Source organism: Pseudomonas putida W15Oct28 (assembly GCF_000708715.2).
GTDB lineage: Bacteria > Pseudomonadota > Gammaproteobacteria > Pseudomonadales > Pseudomonadaceae > Aquipseudomonas > Aquipseudomonas putida_R.
Genome location: NZ_JENB01000021.1, coordinates 66,743 through 81,511 on the forward strand (window position 1 = coordinate 66,743; position 14,769 = coordinate 81,511).

General features: G+C 63.5%; 12 protein-coding genes and 1 tRNA gene. 7 read left to right on the forward strand and 6 right to left on the reverse strand.

The window, feature by feature from the left end:
• Window positions 1-115: 115 nt before the first annotated feature.
• Window positions 116-192, forward strand: a tRNA-Asp gene (locus AK81_RS16430).
• A 199-nt stretch (window positions 193-391) separates the two neighbouring features.
• On the forward strand, window positions 392-1,201 hold the full coding sequence (locus AK81_RS16435; protein WP_043200441.1) for a DUF2242 domain-containing protein: 810 nt from the start codon (window positions 392-394) through the stop codon (window positions 1,199-1,201).
• A gap of 353 nt (window positions 1,202-1,554) precedes the next feature.
• On the opposite strand, the gene AK81_RS16440 is transcribed toward AK81_RS16435, so the two are convergent.
• The 4 genes from AK81_RS16440 to AK81_RS16455 form a co-directional block, all read right to left on the reverse strand.
• Window positions 1,555-2,595 (reverse strand): AraC family transcriptional regulator, encoded by a 1,041-nt coding sequence (locus AK81_RS16440; protein WP_043200442.1) that lies wholly within the window; start codon window positions 2,593-2,595, stop codon window positions 1,555-1,557.
• A 4-nt stretch (window positions 2,596-2,599) separates the two neighbouring features.
• Entirely contained in the window at window positions 2,600-3,718 is a 1,119-nt protein-coding gene (locus AK81_RS16445; protein ID WP_043200444.1) for a nitrilase-related carbon-nitrogen hydrolase, read from the reverse strand.
• Between the two features lie 189 nt (window positions 3,719-3,907).
• Entirely contained in the window at window positions 3,908-5,551 is a 1,644-nt protein-coding gene (locus AK81_RS16450; RefSeq protein WP_043200446.1) for a TULIP family P47-like protein, read from the reverse strand.
• A gap of 25 nt (window positions 5,552-5,576) precedes the next feature.
• Window positions 5,577-6,809, reverse strand: a complete 1,233-nt coding sequence (locus AK81_RS16455) for a TULIP family P47-like protein (RefSeq protein ID WP_043200492.1) — start codon at window positions 6,807-6,809, stop codon at window positions 5,577-5,579.
• 328 nt (window positions 6,810-7,137) lie between these two features.
• Between AK81_RS16455 and AK81_RS16460 the strand changes: the two genes are divergently transcribed.
• Window positions 7,138-9,174: an NADPH-dependent 2,4-dienoyl-CoA reductase gene (locus tag AK81_RS16460; protein ID WP_043200448.1), complete on the forward strand. Its 2,037-nt coding sequence runs from the start codon at window positions 7,138-7,140 to the stop codon at window positions 9,172-9,174.
• A gap of 154 nt (window positions 9,175-9,328) precedes the next feature.
• Entirely contained in the window at window positions 9,329-10,222 is an 894-nt protein-coding gene (locus AK81_RS16465) for a 1-aminocyclopropane-1-carboxylate deaminase/D-cysteine desulfhydrase (protein ID WP_043200450.1), read from the forward strand.
• Here AK81_RS16465 and AK81_RS16470 read toward each other — a convergent pair.
• Entirely contained in the window at window positions 10,213-10,758 is a 546-nt protein-coding gene (locus AK81_RS16470; RefSeq protein WP_043200453.1) for a cytochrome b, read from the reverse strand. The genes AK81_RS16465 and AK81_RS16470 overlap by 10 nt on opposite strands.
• Before the next feature lie 225 nt (window positions 10,759-10,983).
• Window positions 10,984-11,961 (reverse strand): DUF1853 family protein, encoded by a 978-nt coding sequence (locus AK81_RS16475; protein WP_193393767.1) that lies wholly within the window; start codon window positions 11,959-11,961, stop codon window positions 10,984-10,986.
• Window positions 11,962-12,004: 43 nt separating this feature from the next.
• Between AK81_RS16475 and AK81_RS16480 the strand changes: the two genes are divergently transcribed.
• The 3 genes from AK81_RS16480 to AK81_RS16490 are packed head-to-tail and all read left to right on the forward strand — an operon-like array spanning window position 12,005 to window position 14,765.
• Window positions 12,005-12,895 carry an NAD(+) kinase gene (locus AK81_RS16480; protein WP_008090067.1) on the forward strand — a complete coding sequence of 297 codons (891 nt, stop codon included), beginning with the start codon at window positions 12,005-12,007 and terminating at the stop codon, window positions 12,893-12,895.
• Complete coding sequence (locus AK81_RS16485; protein WP_176393849.1) at window positions 12,892-13,866, forward strand: metallophosphoesterase; 975 nt, start codon at window positions 12,892-12,894, stop codon at window positions 13,864-13,866. The genes AK81_RS16480 and AK81_RS16485 overlap by 4 nt, the downstream gene beginning before the upstream one ends.
• Window positions 13,863-14,765: a rhomboid family intramembrane serine protease gene (locus tag AK81_RS16490; protein ID WP_043200460.1), complete on the forward strand. Its 903-nt coding sequence runs from the start codon at window positions 13,863-13,865 to the stop codon at window positions 14,763-14,765. Before AK81_RS16485 ends, AK81_RS16490 begins: the two co-directional genes overlap by 4 nt.
• Window positions 14,766-14,769 lie beyond the last annotated feature (4 nt).

Here is a 14,769-nt window from a genome sequence, read left to right on the forward strand (position 1 = left end):
CTTGAAGCACACACAAGAGAAGCGATCTTGTCATCGCTTTTTTTGTGCCTGCCCTGAGGCCATTGCGCCGGAAGGGTAGACCCAGGTTTCAATCGGGCGCAAGCCTGAATGATACGCAGCGGTAGTTCAGTCGGTTAGAATACCGGCCTGTCACGCCGGGGGTCGCGGGTTCGAGTCCCGTCCGCTGCGCCATCTTAGCCTCAAGGCCCCTTGAACGCCTTGAAGCACGAAAAAAGCGACCTTCGGGTCGCTTTTTTTGTTTCTACGGCGGAAATTCCCGGCCTTTACCCAGATTTACACCAACCTGACAGACTCTTCACCGACCAGTGGTTCCTGTGCCTGCCTGCTGTGTTGCACAATAGGCACCTTCTTGACTTACCCGGAATTCGCAATGACCAGATCTTCCGTCTTTGGTGCGCTCGGGCTGGCCCTGGTGCTGGCGGGGGTGGCCGGTTGTTCCTCGAAAAAACCTGCCGTGTACGAGCACGAGAACTTCGATGACTCGGGCACCTTCTCGCGCAGCTTTCCGGTCAGCGATGCCGGCTCCTGCGAGGCCGCCCGGCGTGCCTTGCTCAGCCAGGGCTACATCATCACCAACAGCGGCGCCAACCAGGTGGTGGGTAACAAGAGCTTCCAGCAGAACAGCGAGAACCACCTGCAGATCAGCTTCAACGTCACCTGTGCGCCGGATGTGAGCGACGAACAGCGCTCGACCATGTTCGCCAACGCCCTGCAGGACCGTTATGCGCTGAAAAAGTCCAACACCTCCGCCAGTTTGGGCGTGGGCGTGCTGGGTTCGGTATCGATGCCGATCGGCTCCAGCGACGACTCGATGGTCAAGGTGGCCAGCGAGACGGTGACCGCCGCGCAGTTCTATGACCGCTATTTCGCCTTGGTAGAGAGCTACCTGCCCAAGCCGAAGCCGAAGAAGATCGAAGAGGCCAAGGTCGAGGCGCCCAAGGCCCAGCAACCCGCGGTGGTACTGGGGCTGCCGGAGCAGGCAGCTGCGAACCCGGTGGCACCTGCCCCGGCTCCGGAAGCCGCACCTGTGGCGCAAGCTGCCCCGGCCAGTGAAGCACCACCGGCACCGGTGGTGAATGACAGCCAGGGCTCGCAGCCGGTCGCGCCACCGGTCGAGGCTGCGCCAATTCAGGTACAGCAGGAGTCGCAGCCTGCCGAGACCGCGTCCCCCTCACTTTGATGGGTCGCCTGTACCGGCCCTTTCGCGGGCTTGCCCGCTCCCACAGGTAATGCGCAAGTTTCAGAGCCTGTAGAGATCCTGTGGGAGCGGGCAAGCCCGCGAAGAGGCCGGTGCAGGCTGTAAACATTCCCTGTTACAGACACCCCGCGATAACTTCCTGAACACCTGCTACGTTTACCACTCATAGGCTTGTCATCATCCCTTCATCCCACCTGCTTAGGCTGAAGGTGATACCTACGAAGACAAAATGAGCAAAGAGGACGCAGGGCGATGGATGAATACCAGGAAGAACTACTAGAGACCCAGGCTTACGAACTCGACACCCCGGAACCGGCTGACGACGCTACCGAGCTTTAGCCCGCCCGCCGCTGGCTGCGGCGGAACTCCCCCGGCGTAAGGCACGTCCAGCGCTTGAACGCGCGCTGGAAGGCCTCGGCCGAAGCAAACCCCAACAGATAGGCAATCTCGCCGAAGGCCAGTTCCGTATCACGGATATAGGTCTCGGCCAGGTCGCGCCGTGTTTCGTTGAGCAAGTCGCGAAACCGCGTGCCTTCCTCGGCCAGCTTGCGGCGCAGTGTCCAGGTGGGTAAGTGCAAGTGCAGCGCCACTTCTTCCAGGTCCGGTTCACGGCCGCCATTGAGCAGCGGGCCCAGCAAGTGAGTGATGCGCTCACCCAGGCTGCGTACCCGTGTGCGTTGCAGCAACTCTGCCTCGCACAGTTGCAGCAGGTGCTGCCAGGTGCTCGGGCAGTGCCTGGGGTTGGCCAGTTGCAGTGTGGCGCGGCTGAGCCGCAGCTGGTTGCCCTCGGCCGCGAATTGCACGGGTGTGCTGCTCAGGGCCTGATAACGCGCAGCGTAGGCGGGCGCGGCAAATTCGATTTCCAGGCGTTCGGCTTGTACCGCCACACCGGCCACGTCGGCGAGTTGCGCTAGCCAGCCGGCGAGCAGTGAGTCGACCACGAAGCGGTTGAAGGCGTTGTAGGGGCTGATGGAGTAGAAGCGCAACCAGGCGCCCTGGGCATCTTCCTCAAAACTTGAATGGCCACGGTAGTTGGCCGCGTACAGTGGCTCGAAGCGCAGCAGGGTGCGCGCCGCATCGCCCAGGGTCGGCGCCTGGGCGGCGGTGACCCCGGCCAGGCCGGCATGCGCCAGGCGGCTCAGGCGCCCCATGTGCAGGCCCAGTGCGGCCTCGCCGCTCAGCTCGATGGCGGCGTGGCCCAGGTGCATGTAACGGGGGATCGACAAGCGCGCGCCAGCTTCGGCCAGGCGTGGTGCATCCAGCCCATAGCGGCGCAGCAGCGGCTCAGGGTCGTGCCCCAGCTCTCGCAGGGCCTCGGCCAGCGGCTGGACAAAGCCTACCGAAAGGTCGCCAAGGCGTACGCGAGGGCGGGCCATGGGCCTATAGCCACAGGTTCAGCAGGCGAGCGCCACGGCTGGGGGGACCCGCCAGCAACTCACCCGACTGACGGGCAAAGCCCTGGCCGTCGCCGGCCTGTTCCCAGAACTGCCCGCGCATGAACACGCTCATGCTGCTGACGCTGGCCCCGGCGGCCTCGGTCAGGCGTTGCCAGGCGCTCTGTTCGCTGACTTCACCACGTTGCAGGGGCAGCCCGGCGCTGGCCTCCTGGTGGCGGTTGCCGCGCCATGGAGCATCCCAACTGCCCTTGCCGCTGAGGAACACCGGGTTGGCGATCAGTTGTACCGCTTGTTGTGCCAGTTGCTGATGGTTTTCCGGGTACCAGCTATCACTGCCCACCAGCACACCCAGGCGCCCGGCAGGGGTTTGCACCACTTGCAGTGGTTGTTGGCGGCCATCGTGGACGTAGCGGCGGATTTCACTGTCGGGGAACTGCTGGCGCTGTGGCTGGCCCAGCAGTGAGCCATCACCGGCAAACACCAGGCTGCTGTTGAACAGCGGGCCGCTGCCGGCGTGCAGCACGCCCTGCTTTACGTAGGGCGCAGGCAGCACGATGGAGCCGGCCACCAAGGTGACGCCGAATTCCTTGGCCAGCCCGCCGAACAGCTGCTGGTAGTCCGCAGCCATCTGCTCGGCTTTCATGCGCAGGTGCGCATCCGCGCGCCAGTCGTCGCCGTCGGCACCCAGCATGGCCAGGCCGTAACGCAGCGGGTTGCTCAGCTCCAGCCACTGCAAAGCCTCGCGGCTTTGCGTGACCTGATAAAGCTCGTTTTTTTCCCCGCGAGCCCACAGCCAGGTACCGATGTGCTCCGGCAGCACCACCACCGTACGCGGGCTCACCAGGCCCTGGGCGCGGGCCTGCTCCAGATAGGCTGCAAGCTTGCGGTGCAGGCGTTGCAGGTTCTGGTAGTCGCCCGGGTACAGCAGCGGCTCGATGCCGAGCAGGTTGCCGTGTTCGCCCGGCACGCCATGGTTGAGTGCCAGCTCGATGCGCAGGTCGGACAGGTAGTGGCCTTCCGGGCGCTGTTGGGTCCAGAAGCCGTAGCCGCAGAGAGCGGCGATCATCACCAGCGCCAGGGCGCTTGCCAGGAGTTTTCGCATGAAGCGTTGGGCATTCGCTAAAAGTTGAGTGGCCATGCGGATCAATGTGGTCGCAAGCTCAAGCCTTTTAATCGGCTTGAGCAGCGCACTGCATTGATCCATGCACAATCGACTTTTGATCATACCAAAGGAATGGCGATGGGCGTGCACGAACCCCGGGCATTGATGCCCGGGGTTGTGTTGGCGAGGTCAGGCGGCCAGCGTCGCCAGGGCGAGGCGTCCGTTCTGGACGCAGAACTTCTCGAGCAACTTCAGCGAGCCGCCGAATATCAGGGCACCGGAATAGGTGATGTCGGTCAGGACAAAGGCATCTGGTTCACTGAATGGCCATTTGACCTGATTCGCCGCCACTTTGACCATGGGCGCTATGGACGGAATGTTGTTGGTTACCCCGCCAGCCACCACGCGCTCGATGATCACGTGGATGACGATGCTGACAATGGCCACTACCAACGCCGCGATGATGCCCACGATCAACGCCATCACCCTGCCACCGACACCACCGGCCACCGCAGTGGCCACGGCGGCAATTGCGCCCAGAATGGCTTCGGTAACGACCACCCAGGTGGCGATGTCGGTCGTGTTCTGGACATCCGGGTCTCCCACCATGGCATACACCATGACCTGTTCGCCCTTGTCGTTGACGCCCAATTGCAGCGTCTGCTTGGTGACGATGCGGGTATAGGCCACGATACCGGGCGAGATGTCCGTGCGTACCTTGCACTCGGTACGGATATAGGACTCGTCAAAGTTGATATCGAATTTTTCGGCCACGGGATGATAGGTGATGGCCCCATACTTGACGCTGTCGAGCTTCAGGTTGTTGGCCGTGATGGACGTGCCCGCCGCATCCAGGGTGAAGTTGGCCTCTGTGGTACCCTCGAAGATGAACGGCAATGCCGCCAGCAGTTGGTACTTGACGAAGATTTCCCGGCTGATGAGGAAGTTGGCATTGTTGTCCGCAGCCAGCAGCACGGCAGGCAACTGGTTTGGCAGGCCGGTGGAGTCACGTTCGTTGGTCATGGCCAGTACCCCGAAGATACTGCTTTCCTCGCTGTTCTTGTCGGTGTAGGCGTAGCTCATGGACGTTGCTCGCAGCCATTTGAAATCCTCGCTTTCCTTGCCCATGTTGTTGATCAGTACGGTGCTGAACAGGGTGTCGAACTTCTTCAGGTTCTCGGGCTGGTTCAGCCAGGCTTCAAGTACGCCGCGCATCACACTCTGGTCGATGCCGCTCAAGACGTTGCCCGGGTCCTTGAGGGCAATCACCGCAGCGATCGGGTCATCAGGGTCGGTCGCCTGGGTGTTGATCTGCAGCTCGTATTTACCGTCAGAGGCCGATATCGGGTTTGGCGCCGGGAAGTAGCTGAGCTTGACGTAGACATCCGCAGACATCCCCTGGACCTGGTAGGTCTTGCCACCGAGGCCTTTGTAAGTCCCTGAACCAAAAGGTATGCGTACCTTGACATTGCGTCCGTCGCCGCCGGTGGTAATTGACCAGGCATCGAAGTCGGCCTTGATCGAGAAGCTGTCGACCCCGGCGTCCATGTTGGCGGGGTAGGTTTTTTCCAAGGCTATGCGCTGGTTTAGCGCGGAGACCCGGCAGATGCTCACGGTATCCCAGCCATTGGTCGAGACCGGGCTGGCCAATGTTGCGGCATTGGTCAGCAGCTGCGCGGCCTGCAAGGCGTCTTCGGAACTGTGTACGCGCGCCGCGTTGCGGTACAGGGGCGATTCGCGCAGGGTCTGCCGCGCGGTTTCGTTGAGGTGATCGAGTCGCAGCGAGATGGGCTGGGCAAACCCGGACAGCATGACCTTGCTTTCATTGCTCATGATACGGCTCCTTGTGTTGGTGGGGTCACACGTAGTTGATGACAAGGGCCTCGGCGAGATAGCTCGACGAAGCAGTATGCGTGTCGTTGCTCCAGGACACGCAATCGATGGTGTCAGCCTTGACCGAGCCGCCACGCGCGGCGATGGCGCTGATCAGGTCATCGGAGATGACAGCAGTGACGATGTGGGTGATCAGGCTGACGATGGGTGAGAGCCAGGCCAGGTACCAGGGAATATGCACTTCCTTTCTGAAGTCGGATGATTGCTTGACGAAGCTGATGGTGTTGCCGTCCAACACCAGCTTCATCCTCAACCAGCCGTTCCACTTCATGTCGATACCTGCGTGCAGGTCGCAATCGCCCTGATAATCGATGGTGATGAAGTCACCGAGCATTCTTGCAGGGTTGCAACCGGCGAATACGACGGGGGTGTACCAGATGGCCCCTGACTTGATTGCCTTCATGCGCAAGGTTGGGATGTTCACCATTTGCGTATTGTCGATGCGGTAGTCCTGCGCCGTGGCGCCTTGGTAGAGCTGCAGCAGCCCAGGCAAGACCAGGTGTTCAAGGACCAGGCGTGGTGACAGCACATAGCTCGACTGCCCGCCTTGGCTGATGCCCGACACATCGATATCCAGTGGCAGTTCACCAATGTCGCGTTCGGTACACACCGCCATGATTGCCAGATAACCCGAATCGAGGTAGGCGTACGTGCATTTGCGTGGCCGGGCCCAATCGGGGGCGCTGGCTTTGCTGAAGTTGATAGTGGCGAAGGTATGGGTGAACTGTCGGGGCTGTTCGACCAGATAGTTGCAGATGCAGTCCAGCACCACGGTGGCGAAAGGGCCTAACGAGCCGTCAGGGTCTTGCAGGGTAATACCGCGCAGCCAGCCACCTTCGTCGCCTTGTGGTAGGCGGGTGGAATCGGCTTTATGCAGGAAGGCCGATTTCAACTGCATCTGGCTATCGCCTTGTGGCAACAACGACAACGTGACCTCGATGATGGCAACCGCCCCGGCCAGCGAGCGGCTGGTGCCGCTGGCCTCGAAAAAACCGGAACGTATAGGCATACGCAGGCGCAACAAACGACCGCCACCACCATTGATCACTGACCAGCAGTCGAAGACCCCGTGACAGGCGTAGCCTTCATCCGAGGTGTAGGAAAATTCGTGGTCAAGGTTCTTCCAACTGGCCGCCAGGTCACTGTTCACACTGTCCTGGCGAACGATGCTGATGGTGTCCCATCCTTTTGTCTGCATGAACAAACCCTCCGGGCGCACTGGGTAGGCGCCACGTTCCATGGGTGGATGATTTAACGCGCTTGAAGAGTCTGGCAGAGCCGAGTTGCCTGGCAAATGCGCAGGCAGACCGTTTGGCGATCAAGCCATGCGGGTCTTATAGCGGTGGTGTCATTGAGCCTTACTGCTGCTGGGGGCGAGTTCACGTGTTCGTTTTGATCATTAAGTTGTAAGTTTTGATCATTGAGCCAATTCAAACGGCTGTTTAATGTCGCTGACAGACAAACGACGGGCCCCGCCGACCAGTGAGGTGCCCGCATACCGTGATCACGCCACCAGGGGACCTTCCATGGCCGCCGACCGCTACCCGCACCTGCTCGCTCCGCTGGACCTGGGTTTCACCACTTTGCGCAACCGCACCTTGATGGGCTCGATGCACACCGGCCTCGAAGAGCGCCCCGGTGGCTTCGAGCGTATGGCCGCGTACTTTGCCGAGCGCGCCCGGGGTGGCGTCGGCCTGATGGTCACCGGCGGCATTGCGCCCAACGATGAAGGCGGGGTGTATTCCGGTGCGGCCAAGCTCAGCACCGAGGAAGAGGCCGACAAGCACCGTATCGTCACCGAAGCGGTGCACGCCGCCGGTGGCAAGGTGTGCCTGCAGATCCTGCACGCCGGGCGCTACGCCTACAGCCCACGGCAGGTGGCACCTAGCGCAATCCAGGCGCCGATCAACCCGTTCAAGCCCAAGGAGCTGGACGAGGAGGGCATCGAGAAACAGATCGCCGACTTCGTCAATTGCGCGGCACTGGCCCAGCGCGCCGGTTACGACGGCGTCGAAATCATGGGTTCGGAAGGCTACTTCATCAACCAGTTCCTGGCGGCCCACACCAACCACCGCACCGACCGCTGGGGCGGCAGCTATGAAAACCGCATGCGCCTGGCGGTGGAAATCGTCAGCCGGGTACGCGGCGCGGTGGGGCCGAATTTCATCATCATCTTCCGCCTGTCGATGCTCGACCTGGTCGAGGGTGGCAGCACCTGGGACGAGATCGAGCTGCTAGCCAAGGCCATCGAGCAGGCCGGCGCGACCTTGATCAACACCGGCATCGGCTGGCACGAAGCGCGTATCCCGACCATCGCCACCAAGGTGCCGCGTGCGGCATTCAGCAAGGTCACCGCCAAGCTGCGTGGCGTGGTGAGTATTCCGTTGATCACCACCAACCGTATCAATACCCCGGAAGTGGCCGAAGCCGTATTGGCCGAAGGCGATGCCGACATGGTTTCGATGGCCCGGCCGTTCCTGGCCGACCCGGACTTCGTCAACAAGGCAGCGGCTGGCCGCGCCGACGAGATCAACACCTGCGTCGGCTGCAACCAGGCCTGCCTGGACCACACCTTTGGCGGCAAGCTGACCAGCTGCCTGGTCAACCCGCGTGCCTGCCACGAAACCGAGCTCAACTACCTGCCCGTGCGGGCGGTTAAGCGCATTGCCGTGGTCGGCGCCGGCCCGGCCGGTTTGGCTGCGGCCACAGTGGCGGCCGAGCGTGGCCATGCGGTGACGCTGTTTGACGCCGCCAGCGAAATCGGCGGCCAGTTCAACGTGGCCAAGCGGGTGCCGGGCAAGGAGGAGTTCTTCGAAACCTTGCGCTATTTCCGCAACAAGGTGAAAAGCACGGGCGTGGACCTGCGCCTGAATACCCGTGTCGACGTACAGGCGCTGGTGGATGGCGACTACGACGAAATCATCCTGGCCACCGGCATCGCCCCGCGTACCCCCGCCATTCCCGGTGTCGAGCATGCCAAGGTGCTCAGCTACCTGGACGTGCTGCTTGAGCGCAAGCCGGTGGGCAAGGCGGTTGCGGTGATTGGTGCGGGTGGCATCGGTTTCGATGTGTCCGAGTACCTGGTGCACGAGGGCGTGGCCACCAGCCAGGACCGTGAGGCGTTCTGGAAGGAGTGGGGCATCGATACCCAGCTTGAGGCGCGTGGTGGCGTGGCCGGGATCAAGGCCGAGCCGCACGCTCCGGCGCGGCAGGTTTACCTGTTGCAGCGCAAGAAGTCCAAGGTGGGTGATGGCCTGGGCAAGACGACCGGCTGGATTCACCGTACCGGGTTGAAGAACAAGCGGGTGCAGATGCTGAACAGCGTCGAGTACCTGGGTATCGACGATGCCGGTTTGCACATTCGCGTGGCGGACGGCGAGCCGCAGGTGCTGCCGGTGGACAACGTGGTGATCTGCGCGGGGCAGGACCCGCTGCGCGAGCTGCAGGACGGCCTGGTGGCGGCGGGGCAGTCGGTGCACCTGATTGGCGGGGCCGATGTGGCGGCCGAGCTGGATGCCAAACGGGCGATCAACCAAGGGTCAAGGTTGGCGGCAGAACTCTGAGATTGCAGGGGGCCGCTTTGCGGCCCTTTCGCGACACAAGGCCGCTCCTACACGGAACGCGTAATGCCAAAGGATTTGCGATCCCTTGTAGGAGCGGCCTTGTGTCGCGAAAGGGGCGCAAAGCGCCCCCAGGATTTCCCTGTAAACTGCGTCCATGCATGTATTCGATCTCCCTCAAGCCCCGCTGCAACCCTTGAACCTACCCTGGCTGCAAAAAGCCCAGGTCGAGGCCGCCATCCTGCGACTTGACCTGATCGACCCGCTGATCAGCGGCAACAAATGGTTCAAGCTTCGCCATCACCTGCAGCAAGCCAGCACCCGCAAAGCCCCGGGCCTGATCAGCCTCGGCGGCAACCATTCCAACCACCTGCACGCCCTGGCCGCCGCCGGCAAGCGCTTCGGCTTCGCCACCGCCGGCCTGCTACGGGGCCACGCCCAGGAAACACCCACTGTGCGTGACCTTCAGGCGCTGGGCATGGAACTGCACTGGCTGGGCTACGGCGGCTACCGCGCGCGCAACGAACCTGAGTTCTGGGCGCCCTGGCAGGCACGCTACCCCGGCTGGCATTGCATCCCCGAAGGCGGCGGCGGGCCGGCCGGTGCACAGGGCTGTGCCCTGATCATGCAGCAGGCGCGCGCGCAAATCGCGGCGCTGGGCTGGTCGGACTACGACGCCTGGTGGCTGGCTGCGGGAACAGGTACTACCCTGGCCGGCCTTGTGCAGGCAGAGGCGGGTGCACATGCCGTACATGGCGCACTGGCTGTGCCCAGGGATCATGGTGTGCCGGAGACGGTGGCCGCACTGGCCGGCGCGCCCGGCTACCAGATCCACGACGCCAGCCGTGGCGGTTTCGGCAAATTCGACGATGAGCTGCTGGCCTTCGTCGCCGAGTGCGAGCTGCGCAGCGGTGTACCGCTCGAAGCCCTCTACACCGGCAAGGCCCTGCTGGCCCTGCGTGATCAGGTCGAGGCCGGGCTGTTTGCGCCCGGCACCCGCCTGATCTTCGTACACACCGGTGGCCTGCAGGGCCGGCGCGGTTACTTGTAGGGCAGCATGCGCAGCAGCGTGTTGTCGCGCTGTACATAGTGGTGGTACAGCCCGGCCACCGCGTGCAGGCCGATCAACCAGTAGCCCCAACTGCCCACGCGTTCATGCCAGCCCTTGATGAACTTGGCCTGGTCCGGGTCCGGGCCGATCAGGTGCGGCAGCTCCAGGCCAAAGAACGGCACCGGTTTGTCGGCGGCGCTGAGGATCAGCCAGCCGGCCAGCGGCAGGCCGATCATCAGCAGGTACAGCGCCAGGTGCATCAGGTGTGCAAGGCCGGTCTGCCAGGCCGGTGGCTTGGGCACGATGGGCGGGGCAGGGCGGCTCAGGCGGATGGCCAGGCGCAGCCAGACCAGCACGAACACGCTGAGCCCGAGCATGAAGTGCAGGTCCTTCATCAGGTTGCGTTCGGCACTGTCCTTGGGGAACAGGCCACGCAGTTCGATGAGGGCATAGACAGCGGCCAGCAGCACCAGCATCAGCCAATGCAGGGCGATGGACAGGCGTGCGTAATGGGTCGCGGGGGTGGATGAAACCATGATCGGTCCTCGTCATCAGGTCAAAATGGCGCTCTTGCTGGCGCTCAGGTACCACTGTAGTGGTTACCAGAAACAAATCTTTGCGCTGGGTCTGTGAAAATGGTGTTGCTTGTGCCGGCCTCTTCGCAGCACAAGGCTGCTCCTACACGGACCTCACAGGTCTTGAGAGCCGTGCGGTCCCTGTAGGAGCAGCCTTGTGCTGCGAAGAGGCCGGGTCAGGCAACATCATGCTTGCGCTGAAAATGGCCAACTGTCAGCCACCAGAAACACCCGCTCCACCTCCTGCCAGGCGCCCTCAGCATCAGGCTCCAACCTCACCAGCAACTGCGCCGGCGCCTGCCGCTCCAGCACATGCAACCAGGCCGCAAACTGCTCCACCGTCCAGCCTTCGCCTGCCTCGACCCGCGCAGGTGCCAGCCAGGCATGCCGCTGCAACGGTTGCCAATGCTCACCCTCTGCCATGACCCACTCGCGCCGGCGCACCCAGCGCCCGCGCAAGTGCTGCGGGTTGGCGCCCGCGGGTGGTTCGGCATGCCCAGGCCACGGATAGAACAGGTAGCCACCCAGCCACACGTGGGCGTGTACCTGCTCAATCCCCAACCGCGCCAGCAGCTCGCGGCTGTGCGCGCCGTTCGACATGGGCAGCTGGTGCCCGGTCAGGTGCGCAAGTTTGGTCCCCAGCCGGTCATGGCACCCAGGCCCCAGCCAGGCATGCGGGTCGTGCGCGGCGTCTTGCGGCCCCAGGTACAGCTTGATTGCCAGTTCCAGGTGGTGCACACCGTCGCGGTCGCGCAGCACCACGTCCAGTTCGCCCAAGGTGTGCCCACCGTCACGGATTGCCAGGTTGGCCGCCAACAGTTCGATGCCGGGTGCCTGGCCCAGGGCAAATTGCCACAGCCGTTCGTAGTAAAGCCCCAGCCGCCGGCTACCGAGCTTTGCCAGCCACTCGCGCAACGGGCGGTCATCGGTATCCAGCGCGCGCAACCAGCCCTCGAGGCGCTGCGGCTGCTCCGCCCAGAGGCTGCCCGTCAGCGGGTGGCGCTGCGGGCAGGGCGGGGCGCTGAGCAGGGGCGGCGACAGCAGGGCCCAGGCCAGGTCGCGCACGGCGGGGCGGCGTAGCTGCCGGGGCAGGTCGTTGAGCAGGGCGAATGGCATCATCCAGCGAGCATAGCCGGTTTGCCGCTGCCCGGTGGTTTCGCCCATAATCGGTCCATCGTCACCCGTCGCAGAGCCCCGCAGGAGCCCCATGGAGCAATTTCGCAATATCGGTATCATCGGTCGCCTTGGCAGCTCGCAGGTGCTCGACACCATTCGCCGACTGAAAAAATTCCTCCTCGAGCGCCACTTGCATGTGATTCTCGAAGACACCATTGCCGAAGTACTGCCCGGCCATGGCCTGCAAACCTCCACCCGCAAGCTGCTGGGCGAGGTCTGTGACCTGGTCATCGTGGTTGGCGGCGACGGCAGCCTGCTGGGCGCCGCCCGCGCCCTTGCCCGGCACAACATTCCGGTGCTGGGCATCAACCGTGGCAACCTGGGCTTCCTCACCGACATTCGCCCCGACGAGCTGGAAGAGAAAGTCGCCGAAGTGCTCGACGGCCACTACCTGGTGGAAAACCGCTTCCTGCTGCAGGCCGAGGTGCGTCGCCACCACGAAGCCATCGGCCAGGGTGATGCGCTGAACGACGTGGTGCTGCACCCGGGCAAGTCCACGCGCATGATCGAGTTCGAGATCTACATCGACGGCCAGTTCGTCTGCAGCCAGAAGGCCGACGGGCTGATCGTCGCCACCCCCACCGGTTCCACCGCCTACGCGCTGTCGGCCGGTGGCCCGATCATGCACCCCAAGCTCGACGCCATTGTCATCGTGCCGATGTACCCGCACACCCTGTCGGGCCGGCCGATCGTGGTCGACGGCAACAGCGAGCTGAAGATCGTGGTGTCCAAGGACCTGCAGATCTACCCGCAGGTGTCCTGTGATGGCCAGAACCACTTCACCTGCGCCCCCGGCGACACCATCACGGTGAGCAAGAAGCCGCAGAAGCTGCGCCTGATCCACCCGCTGGACCACAATTACTACGAGGTCTGCCGCACCAAACTGGGTTGGGGCAGCCGTCTTGGGAGCAGGGACGACTGATGCTCGATCCGGCGCGAAGTTTCGACATCATTGGTGACGTGCACGGCTGTGCACTGACCCTTGAACGCCTGCTCGACGCCCTCGGTTACAAGCGTGTGGCCGGCGTGTGGCGCCACCCGCGGCGCCTGGCGCTGTTCCTGGGCGATATCGTCGACCGCGGGCCGCGCATTCGCGAGGCGCTGCACATCGTCCATGACATGGTCGAGGCCGGCCAGGCGTTCTGCATCATGGGCAACCACGAATACAACGCCCTGGGCTGGGTCACCCCGGCGCTGCCTGGCAGCGGCAAGGCCTATGTGCGCGAGCACACGCCACGCCATGCCCGGCTGATCGACGAAACCCTGACCCAGTTCGCCCACCACCCTGGCGACTGGCACGACTTCGTCAACTGGTTCTACCAGTTGCCGCTGTTCATCGACGCCGGGCGCTTCCGCCTGGTGCACGCCTGCTGGGACCCGCGGTTGATCGAGCCGCTGCGCCAGCAATACCCGGACGGGCGCATCGATGAGCACTTCATCCAGGCCTCGGCGGTGAGTGGCAGTTTCGCCGACACGGTGTGCAACCGCTTGCTGCGCGGCACCGACATGCGCCTGCCGGACGGCCTGACCCTGACCGGCGGCGACGGCCTGACCCGTGCCTTCTTCCGCACCAAGTTCTGGGAAGAAGACCCGCAAACCTACGGCGACATCGTGTTCCAGCCCGATGCCCTGCCCGAAGAGGTGGCCAGCACCCCGCTCAGCCACAGCCAGAAGAACGCCTTGCTGCGCTATGCCGAAGACGAGCCCTTGCTGTTCGTTGGCCACTACTGGCGCAGCGGCCGACCGGCGCCGATCCGGTCCAACCTGGCCTGCCTGGACTACAGTGCCGTGCTCTACGGCAAGCTGGCCGCCTACCGGCTGGATGATGAAACCCGCATCGACCCGCACAAGTTCGTCTGGGTCGACGTCGACCGCCCACAGGCCAACCAATGAACATTATCGAAGTGATGCGCCTGCCGCTGTCGGTCGACCTCAGCGGCTTTATCCACCTGCTGCAGCGCCTGCAGGTGCCGCACCGGGTGAGCGAGGATGGCGATGCCCAGGTGCTCTGGGCCCCTGACACCCTGGTCGAAGACGTGCTGCAACTCTACCAGCGCTACCCCGACGGCAACGCCGACATCCAGACAACCGACGAACCTGTGGGAGCGGGCTTGTCGGGGCGCCGAACCGCCGCGAATAGCCCCACACAGCCCTCCCTGGTAGAACAGGCCAAAGCCTGCAAGGTCACCACCCTCACGCTGCTGCTGTGCTTCATCGTCGCCGGCCTCACAAGCCTGGGCGACAACTTCACCACCATCAGCTGGTTCACCTTCCTCGACTTCCGCGTCCAGGGTGACTACCTGTACTTCAGTTCGCTGGCGCAAGTGCTGGACGAAGGCCAGTGGTGGCGCCTGGTATCGCCCATGCTGCTGCACTTCGGCGTGCTGCACCTGGCCATGAACAGCCTGTGGTACTGGGAGCTGGGCAAACGTATCGAACTGCGCCAGGGCCCCTGGATGCTGCTGGGCCTGACCCTGCTGTTCAGCCTGGTGTCCAACCTGGCCCAGCACTACACCAGCGGGCCGAGCCTGTTCGGCGGCCTGTCTGGCGTGCTGTACGGGTTGCTCGGGCATATCTGGCTGTATCAGTGGCTGGCGCCCAACCGTTACTTCAACCTGCCCAAGGGCGTGCTGGTAATGATGCTGATCTGGTTGGTGGTGTGCCTGACCGGCGTGGTCGGCACCCTGGGCCTCGGCCAGATCGCCAACGCCGCCCATGTTGGCGGGTTGCTCATCGGATGCCTGACCGGGCTCTTGGGTGGGGCGCTGGCCCGGCGTAAACTGTCGGCTTGAATCA

Bases quoted from the DNA above. Each gene is read 5' to 3' on its own strand.
- AK81_RS16435 (WP_043200441.1), top strand. From the start codon at position 392: ATGACCAGATCTTCCGTCTTTGGTGCGCTCGGGCTGGCCCTGGTGCTG.
- AK81_RS16440 (WP_043200442.1), bottom strand. From the start codon at position 2,595: ATGGCCCGCCCTCGCGTACGCCTTGGCGACCTTTCGGTAGGCTTTGTC.
- AK81_RS16445 (WP_043200444.1), bottom strand. From the start codon at position 3,718: ATGCGAAAACTCCTGGCAAGCGCCCTGGCGCTGGTGATGATCGCCGCT.
- AK81_RS16450 (WP_043200446.1), bottom strand. From the start codon at position 5,551: ATGAGCAATGAAAGCAAGGTCATGCTGTCCGGGTTTGCCCAGCCCATC.
- AK81_RS16455 (WP_043200492.1), bottom strand. From the start codon at position 6,809: ATGCAGACAAAAGGATGGGACACCATCAGCATCGTTCGCCAGGACAGT.
- AK81_RS16460 (WP_043200448.1), top strand. From the start codon at position 7,138: ATGGCCGCCGACCGCTACCCGCACCTGCTCGCTCCGCTGGACCTGGGT.
- AK81_RS16465 (WP_043200450.1), top strand. From the start codon at position 9,329: ATGCATGTATTCGATCTCCCTCAAGCCCCGCTGCAACCCTTGAACCTA.
- AK81_RS16470 (WP_043200453.1), bottom strand. From the start codon at position 10,758: ATGGTTTCATCCACCCCCGCGACCCATTACGCACGCCTGTCCATCGCC.
- AK81_RS16475 (WP_193393767.1), bottom strand. From the start codon at position 11,961: ATGGGCGAAACCACCGGGCAGCGGCAAACCGGCTATGCTCGCTGGATG.
- AK81_RS16480 (WP_008090067.1), top strand. From the start codon at position 12,005: ATGGAGCAATTTCGCAATATCGGTATCATCGGTCGCCTTGGCAGCTCG.
- AK81_RS16490 (WP_043200460.1), top strand. From the start codon at position 13,863: ATGAACATTATCGAAGTGATGCGCCTGCCGCTGTCGGTCGACCTCAGC.